This is a genomic window from Hyalangium sp. (assembly GCF_035629615.1).
In the GTDB taxonomy this organism is placed as follows: Bacteria; Myxococcota; Myxococcia; order Myxococcales; family Myxococcaceae; genus Hyalangium.
Window position 1 is genome coordinate 1 of sequence record NZ_DASPHO010000877.1, and the last position, 6771, is coordinate 6771.

The 6771-nt window shown below is 68.0% G+C and carries 5 protein-coding genes; 4 read left to right on the forward strand and 1 reads right to left on the reverse strand.

What is annotated here, in order from left to right:
- The 3 genes from VD972_RS43860 to VD972_RS43870 form a co-directional block, all read left to right on the forward strand.
- Positions 1–2099: Kelch repeat-containing protein (locus VD972_RS43860; RefSeq protein ID WP_324995820.1), on the forward strand; the 2099-nt coding region annotated here is incomplete at its 5' end.
- 154 nt (positions 2100–2253) lie between these two features.
- Complete coding sequence (locus VD972_RS43865; RefSeq protein ID WP_324995822.1) at positions 2254–4005, forward strand: serine/threonine-protein kinase; 1752 nt, start codon at positions 2254–2256, stop codon at positions 4003–4005.
- Positions 4002–4811: a tetratricopeptide repeat protein gene (locus VD972_RS43870; protein WP_324995824.1), complete on the forward strand. Its 810-nt coding sequence runs from the start codon at positions 4002–4004 to the stop codon at positions 4809–4811. The genes VD972_RS43865 and VD972_RS43870 overlap by 4 nt, the downstream gene beginning before the upstream one ends.
- Before the next feature lie 99 nt (positions 4812–4910).
- Here the strand turns inward: VD972_RS43870 and VD972_RS43875 are convergent, their stop codons facing one another.
- Positions 4911–5591, reverse strand: a complete 681-nt coding sequence (locus VD972_RS43875) for a Crp/Fnr family transcriptional regulator (RefSeq protein ID WP_324995826.1) — start codon at positions 5589–5591, stop codon at positions 4911–4913.
- A 209-nt stretch (positions 5592–5800) separates the two neighbouring features.
- Here VD972_RS43875 and VD972_RS43880 point away from each other — a divergent pair.
- Positions 5801–6771 (forward strand): carboxypeptidase-like regulatory domain-containing protein (locus tag VD972_RS43880; RefSeq protein WP_324995828.1); only part of this gene is annotated, 971 nt, incomplete at its 3' end.

Below are 6771 nucleotides of genomic sequence, written 5' to 3' on the forward strand. Positions count from 1 at the left end.
CCACCCTGCTTCCCGACGGCAGGGTGCTGGTCACCGGAGGGAGTGATGCGACAAACGTCTCTCTCGACGGAGAGAGTGATGCGACCTCCCCCCCTCTCAACATCACCTGGGTGTACGACCCGAACCAGAGCGAGACCAACAGATGGTCCCCCGCAGCGCCATTGCCCGTCACGGGTCGCGTCCTCCACACGGCGACACTGCTCCCGGGCGGCAGGGTCCTCGTGACAGGCGGCTACAGGAGCCTCAGCCTCGTCAACTCCTCCTCCATCCTCTACGACGCGAACACCGGCGTCTGGTCCCCCGTCGGGAGCATGGGCGAGCCTCGCCGCGAGTTCACCGCCATCCCGCTGCCGGACGGGAAGGTGCTCGTGGCGGGTGGCACCGGACCACCCGCCGCTGGAGGTACGCCGCTGCGCTCCGCCGAGGTTTACGCCGCCTCGAACGGCGGTTCCTGGTCGGCGGCTCCGACGGCCTCGCTGTGCGAAGCCCGCCATGGGCACACAGCCACCCTGCTGCCGGACGGGAAGGTGCTCGTGGCGGGCGGATTCTCGGATGATGGAAGGCCGCTCGACTCCGCGGAACTGTACGACCCGGCGCCCTCTCCCCCCAACTGCACCTCGATCGAAAACCAGCTCGATGACGCCCGAGGCGCTCACACCGCCACCCTGCTGCCGACTGGCAGGGTTCTCGTGGCCGGAGGAATAGGAGTGAGAGACGGCAAGTTGGGCGCACTGCAATCTTCTGAGGAGTACGACATTGCTACCCAGAAGTGGGAGCCCTCAAGCGTTCACGACATACGTGCCCTGTCCTCGGACCACACCGCGACGCTGCTCCCGGATGGCCAGGTCCTCCTCGCCGGGGGAAGAAGCGATAACGTCGTCGACTTGAAATCCGCGCTCTACGACCCCTTCACCCGGGCCTGGACCGCCGCGCCCTCCACAGGGAAGCCGAAGCTGCGCCACTACTCCCATACCGCCACGCTCCTGCCGGATGGCAGGGTGTTCGTGGTGGGGGGCTACGATGAGCTGAAGCGGCCCTCCAGTGGCTCCGAGCTGTACGCTCCCACGAGCCAGACTTGGACCCTCTCCGCATCCATGTCCCAGGCCCGCGCCCAACACGCCGCCATTCCGCTGCCCACCGGGCAGGTGCTCGTCACCGGTGGGTATGGTCAAGACGGTGCTCCGCTCGCCACCGCCGAGCTGTATGAGCCGGGCACTGACTCCTGGTCCCCGGCTCCTCCCTTGCTCGAGGCCCGAGCCGAACACGCCCTGGTCGCGCTGCCTGATGGCAACCTGCTCGTGCTCGGCGGCACCGGCACCTCCGGCGTGCTCTCCTCCGCCGAGCTGTACAGCGTCCCGGGCGGCAACCTCGCCCAGCGCCCCCTCATCACCCGGCTGGAGCCCACCAACGACTCGGCTCGAAACTCCTTCGAGCCCGGCGTGCCCCTGATTGTGACAGGGGAGCGCTTCCGGGGTGGGGCCGAAGCCAGTGGTGGCGGCACCGGCTCCTCCGCTGTCGACTTCCCGCTGCTGAGCCTGCGCTCTTTCGAGACAGGCCAGTGGTTCACCCCTCCGAAGCAGAGCTTCTCGGACATCTCCGTCACCGCGACCCTGCCGCCTCGCCTTCCGGACGGCCACTACCTGCTCAACGTCACCTCCAGCGGCCAGACCACCGGCGGCAAGGTCATCCTCGTCCGCAACCTCGCCCCTCCAGACACCTTCTTCACCTCGCCCTCCGAGCTCCCCCCGGACGGGCCGGCGGCGAGCGTCTCCTTCCAGTTCTCCTCCGACGACGGGGACGTGCGCTCCTACGAGTGCAGCCTGGATGGCGCCACCTTCACCCCCTGCACCAGCCCCCAGACCGTGGAGAACCTGGGCGACGGCAGCCACACCTTCCAGGTGCGCGCACGCGATCTGGCGGACCACGTGGACCCCGACCCCGCCCAGCACACGTGGCGCATGGTCAAGAGTGGTTACTACGGCTTCAGCTGCTCGGTGGGAGATGGCTCCCTCTGGCGGGGCTGGCCCTGGGCCTTGCTGCTCCTGGGGCTGCGCAGGCGCCGCCGTCCACACGGAGGCCCCCTCTCGGAGGAGGCGTAAGCAGGCGGGCGGCACCAGACGAGCGGCGGAGCTTCCTGGCATCGCCGGGGGCTTGGCGGGTGTGGTACGAAATGGGGGGCGCAATGCTTCGACTATGAGCCACCCCGCCATCCTCTCCTGTCAGATCTGCGGCGAGCCCCTGCCCCCAGGAGCGGTGGAGTGTCCCCGTCACGGCAATGCCGTGGCTGACAAGGTTTCCGAGCGAACCGAGACGTTCCTCCCGCCCGCCACGCCCGCGCCAGACAGCCCCCCCGCAGACTTCTTCGGGCTGGAACCCCTCTCACCGGAGCCCGAGAAGCCGGATGCGCTGATAGGCCAGCAGCTCGGCGAGTACGTGGTCCGCAGGTACGTGGGCAGCGGCGGGATGGGCATCGTCTATGAGGGCGAGCACATCGCCATTGGCCGCAAGGTGGCCATCAAGTTCATCCGCGAGGAGCTGGCCAAGGGCCCGAACGCGCGCGGCCTGTTGACCGAGGCCCGCGCCGCCAGCGTCATCCGCCACCACGGCATCATCGACATCTTCGGGTTCGGCCAGCAGCCGGGACTCGGCCAATACCTCGTCATGGAGTACCTCGAGGGCCGGCCCCTGGATGAACTCGTCAAGGAGCGCGCGCCGCTGCCCCTCCCCGAGGCGCTCCCGCTGCTGTGCGAGGTGCTGGACGCGCTCTCGGCCGCGCACGCCGCGGGCGTCATCCACCGCGACCTCAAGCCGAGCAACATCTTCGTCGTCCGGCAATCCAACGGCACCGAGCACATCAAGGTGCTCGACTTCGGACTGGCCAAGCGCACCGCCGTTCCCAACGGCACCACGGCGCAGACGCACTCGAACCTCATCGTCGGCACACCGCAGTACATGGCGCCGGAGCAGGCGCTCGGCGAGGCAGTGGGGCCACAGACGGATCTGTATGCAGTGGGCATCATCGCCTTCGAGCTGCTCACCGGGCAGCGGCCCTTCCCAGGCCGCGCGCACATGGAGGTGCTCATCCACCACCTGAAGACGCCACCGCCGGTGCCCTCGTCGCTGGTGGCGCTACCCGCAGAGCTCGACGCGCTCGTCCTGCGGCTGCTCGCCAAGGAGCCCCGGCAGCGCCCGGCTTCGGCCAGCGAGGTGGCCCGGGAGCTGCGAGCCCTGCTCCAGCCGCGAGACGGCGCTAGCACGCTGGTGTCCCGGATCTCCCGCTCCATCCCCGTAGTGCAACCCGCGTCCGATGCAGCGCTCCCCAGCACTCCGACCGTCAGCCTGTCTCCCGCGCCCCCCGTGCCTGTGCCCGTGGCGCAGGTGACGGCGCCGGTGCCGCCTCCGCCTCGCCGGGCGGGTTGGCGGTGGGCTACGGTGGTGGGTGGCGTGCTGACGGCCATCCTCGCGGTGGGAATGGTCTTGAACCGAGCTCATTCCCCCGAAGGAACAGCTCCCCCCGCGCCCGTCGAGCCCTCGCCCGCCCCCACACAGCAGCCTCCCATGCCGACGGTCAGCGAGCCCGTCCCCTCGCTCCAGCCTCCTCCGGCCCCGGCCCCTCAGCCCGAGGAGCCCCCCAAGCCTGCTATCGCCACCCCCGCGCCTGTGAGGAAGAGGAAGCCGCCCGGCCCCTCACGGCCGGCTCCATCTCCTGCCATCCCCACTCCGTTTCCTGCCGTGGCCACGCCCGAGCCTGTCCTGGAGCGCGGGGGATCCGGAACCCTCCACCTGAAGGTGAAGGGATGGGCGGACGTCTGGGTGGATGGCCAGAAACAGGGGCGCGTGCCAGGGCAGCACTCCTACTTGCTGCCTGCGGGCGAGCATGAGCTCGAGTTGAAGAACTCTCGCCTGGCCCACCGGCAGAAGATCGTCATCACTCCCAACGCCACCCTCCCTGTCTCGGTGGACTTGAGCGCGCTCGCTCAGGTGCCCTCCACGCCTTCTCCATGATCCGCTCCCCGCTGCTGCTGCTACTGGCGCTCATCCTGGTCCTCCCTCTTGCCGCGTGGGCGGATCCCGCAGGCATCCAGCTCTACGAGAGCGGTGAATACGAGGCGGCGGCCCACGCTTTCGAACAGACCCTGGCCGACCCACAGCGCGCTTCCTCGGAGCGCGCTAAAGCGCGGCTCTACCTGGCCGCCTCGCTCCATACTCTCGGCAAGGTGGAGGAGGCTCGCAAGCACCTGGAGCTCCTGGCTCGCGAGCACCCCGAGCAGAGCGTCGATCCGGACTGGTTCCCACCCGAGCTGGTCGAGCTGGCCAAGGTCATCCGCGAGCAGATCGAGTCCGAGAGTCAGTTCGCGGCCCGGACCGCCGAGCTGGAGCGCAAGGCGCGCGAGGAAGCGCTGCGGCGTCCCCCTCCGCCACTCCCACTCTACGTGAGGCCTGAGGCCGTGAGCCTCTTCGAGGCCGTCGACGGTCGGTGGACGGTAGGAGCGGGCGCTACGCTCCGGAGCTCGTCCCTGGAGGGCAGCCTGCGCGTGCTGCTGGGCGATCCCCCAGCCTTCCACCTGCAAGGTGGCATCCAGTTCGGCCACGCCGCCTTGCGTCCCTTCGTGGGCCTCCGGGCCAGCCTCCTGCCGGGCCTCAGGAGCTACGGCGCAGGCCCGGCGGTGGGGCTTCGGTTCGCGCTGCCCGCAGGCATGGTGGGGCTGGCGGAGCTGGGGGCCGACTACTTCTTCATCGGCCGCGACGATCGCTACCGCTTCGCTCTCACCGCTCAGGCCGGCCTCGGCTTCGACCTCCGCCTTCAGTAGGGCCCCGGAGGCTGGCGCAGCAGCACATACCCAGCGCCGCCATGTGAGTGAGCGCGGGAGAGGCGATGGCGGGATCACCTCGATGCGCCGAGGGGGGGCTCACTCGGCCTCCTGGCCGAGCCGATCGGGCTTGACCAGCGTAATCTTCCCCCCCTCGTAGGAGAGCAGGCCCTCGCGCACATAGAAGCGCAACCACTTGTTGGTGCTCTCCCGGGTGAGGCCGCAGAGGTTGGCCAGCTCCGACTGGGTCAGCCGCTGGCTGATGACCACGCCGTCGGCGCCAGGCTGGCCCTGCTGCTGGGCCAGCTCCAGCAGCACGCGCACCAGCCGCGCGCGAGCATCCAGGAACGTCGCGTCATGGATGAGCTGCGTGACACGCCGCACCAGCCGCGTCAGCGTCGCCAGGAGCCTCATGGCCACCTCGGGACGCTCCTTCAGGAAGCGGCGGAAGTCCTCCCGCTGGAGGCTTAGCAGGTCGGCCTCCTCCCGCGCGACGGCATCCGTCGAGCGTGGCTCCTCATCCAGGAGCGCCAACTCGCCGAAGAAGTCTCCCCGATCGAGCAGCGCCAGGATGGCCTCCTTGCCCTCCTCGGAGCTGAGGCGGATGGCCACCTGACCCTTGCGGACGATGTAGAGGGCCGTGCCCACATCCCCCTGGTGGAAGATGACCTCGCCCTTGGCGTAGCGCCGGGAGCGCAGAAGCGAGGACAGTTGCTCCAGCTCCTCTGCCTGAAGCTCCTCGAAGATGGAAATCCGGGACAGCAGCTGTGCGTACGACATATCGGCGCATCCTCCCTCGTGCTCACGCCCAGGCGGGCACTCCGCCTCATGGAGACAGGCCATAGCACGACTCCGCGCCAGACCCGTGCGACCGAGGCTGTGAGCGCGCTCACTTTCTCCCTATGGGCTGCCTCACAGCAGCAGCCGCCTCAGAGCCCTACTGTAGCGCCATTCCACCTGCTGCGAGGGAGTGAGCAATGAGTCTTGGAATGATGCGTCGGCAGCTTTACGTCTTGGCGGCACTGGCGGGGGCGGCTCTGATGATGGCTCCCGCAGTGGCGTTTGCATGTGAGTGCAAGGGGATGACCTGGACTTGGAAGAAGCGCATAGTATCCGCCGATCTCGTAGGTGCAGACGCATTCACCAATGCCTACCAAGGAGATACCTCCTGCGCGACGTCCCTCCCCATTCTCTGCCTGAATAAGGAGGGACTGGAGCGACCGTGGTACCTGTTTCTGGAGAGCGCTGGGTGGGCGGGGGGGTACATCAAGCTGACCCCACCCCATCTCGGGTATGATCTGAGGTCTCGAGCGGCAGCGAATCAACTCTGCGCACAGGCCTTTGGTCCTGAGTGGGTCATGGGGGAGTATCATGATGGGGGCCACGGGAATGCGTGGTATGCGGATGGAACGATCAGCCGCGCCAGCCGCTTCTGGGTCGCCATCAACGATCAAAGCGCCAATCCGTGGAACTGCCCTCCGCCGGCAGGGACAGGAGTCATCCAAGGCCAGGTGAGAGATCGCAACGGCGTCCCCATTGCCGGGGCGACGGTGGCTGACGGTAACGGACACGTCGCGGTCACGAATGCCTCTGGTTATTACACTCTCTCGGGGCTGCCGCTCGGCACCTACACCCTGAGGACGAGCAAGCCAGAGTGGACTTTTGGCTCCGCCGCGTTCCGGGACACCCACTACACCGAAACCCTCTCTCGAACTGGGCAGAGCCTGATTGTGAATATCATGGGCTGGAACTTCGATCCCGTCGTGTTCGTTCATGGCTGGGGCTCGAACCCAGCGGACTTTGGAGGCACCCCCGGCGCGCTAGAGGCCAAGGGCTACTACACGATCGGCCGCGAGCTGGCGACCTCCCAGGTCTATACGCCGCCTTTCTGGTTCAATGCCCTCAGGGTCATGAATTGGATTGATCAGGCCAAGTACGTCACGGGGAGTGACAAGGTCAT

Excerpts from the sequence above, each read along its gene's own strand:
- VD972_RS43870 (WP_324995824.1), top strand. The coding sequence starts at position 4,002 with ATGATCCGCTCCCCGCTGCTGCTGCTACTGGCGCTCATCCTGGTCCTC.
- VD972_RS43875 (WP_324995826.1), bottom strand. The coding sequence starts at position 5,591 with ATGTCGTACGCACAGCTGCTGTCCCGGATTTCCATCTTCGAGGAGCTT.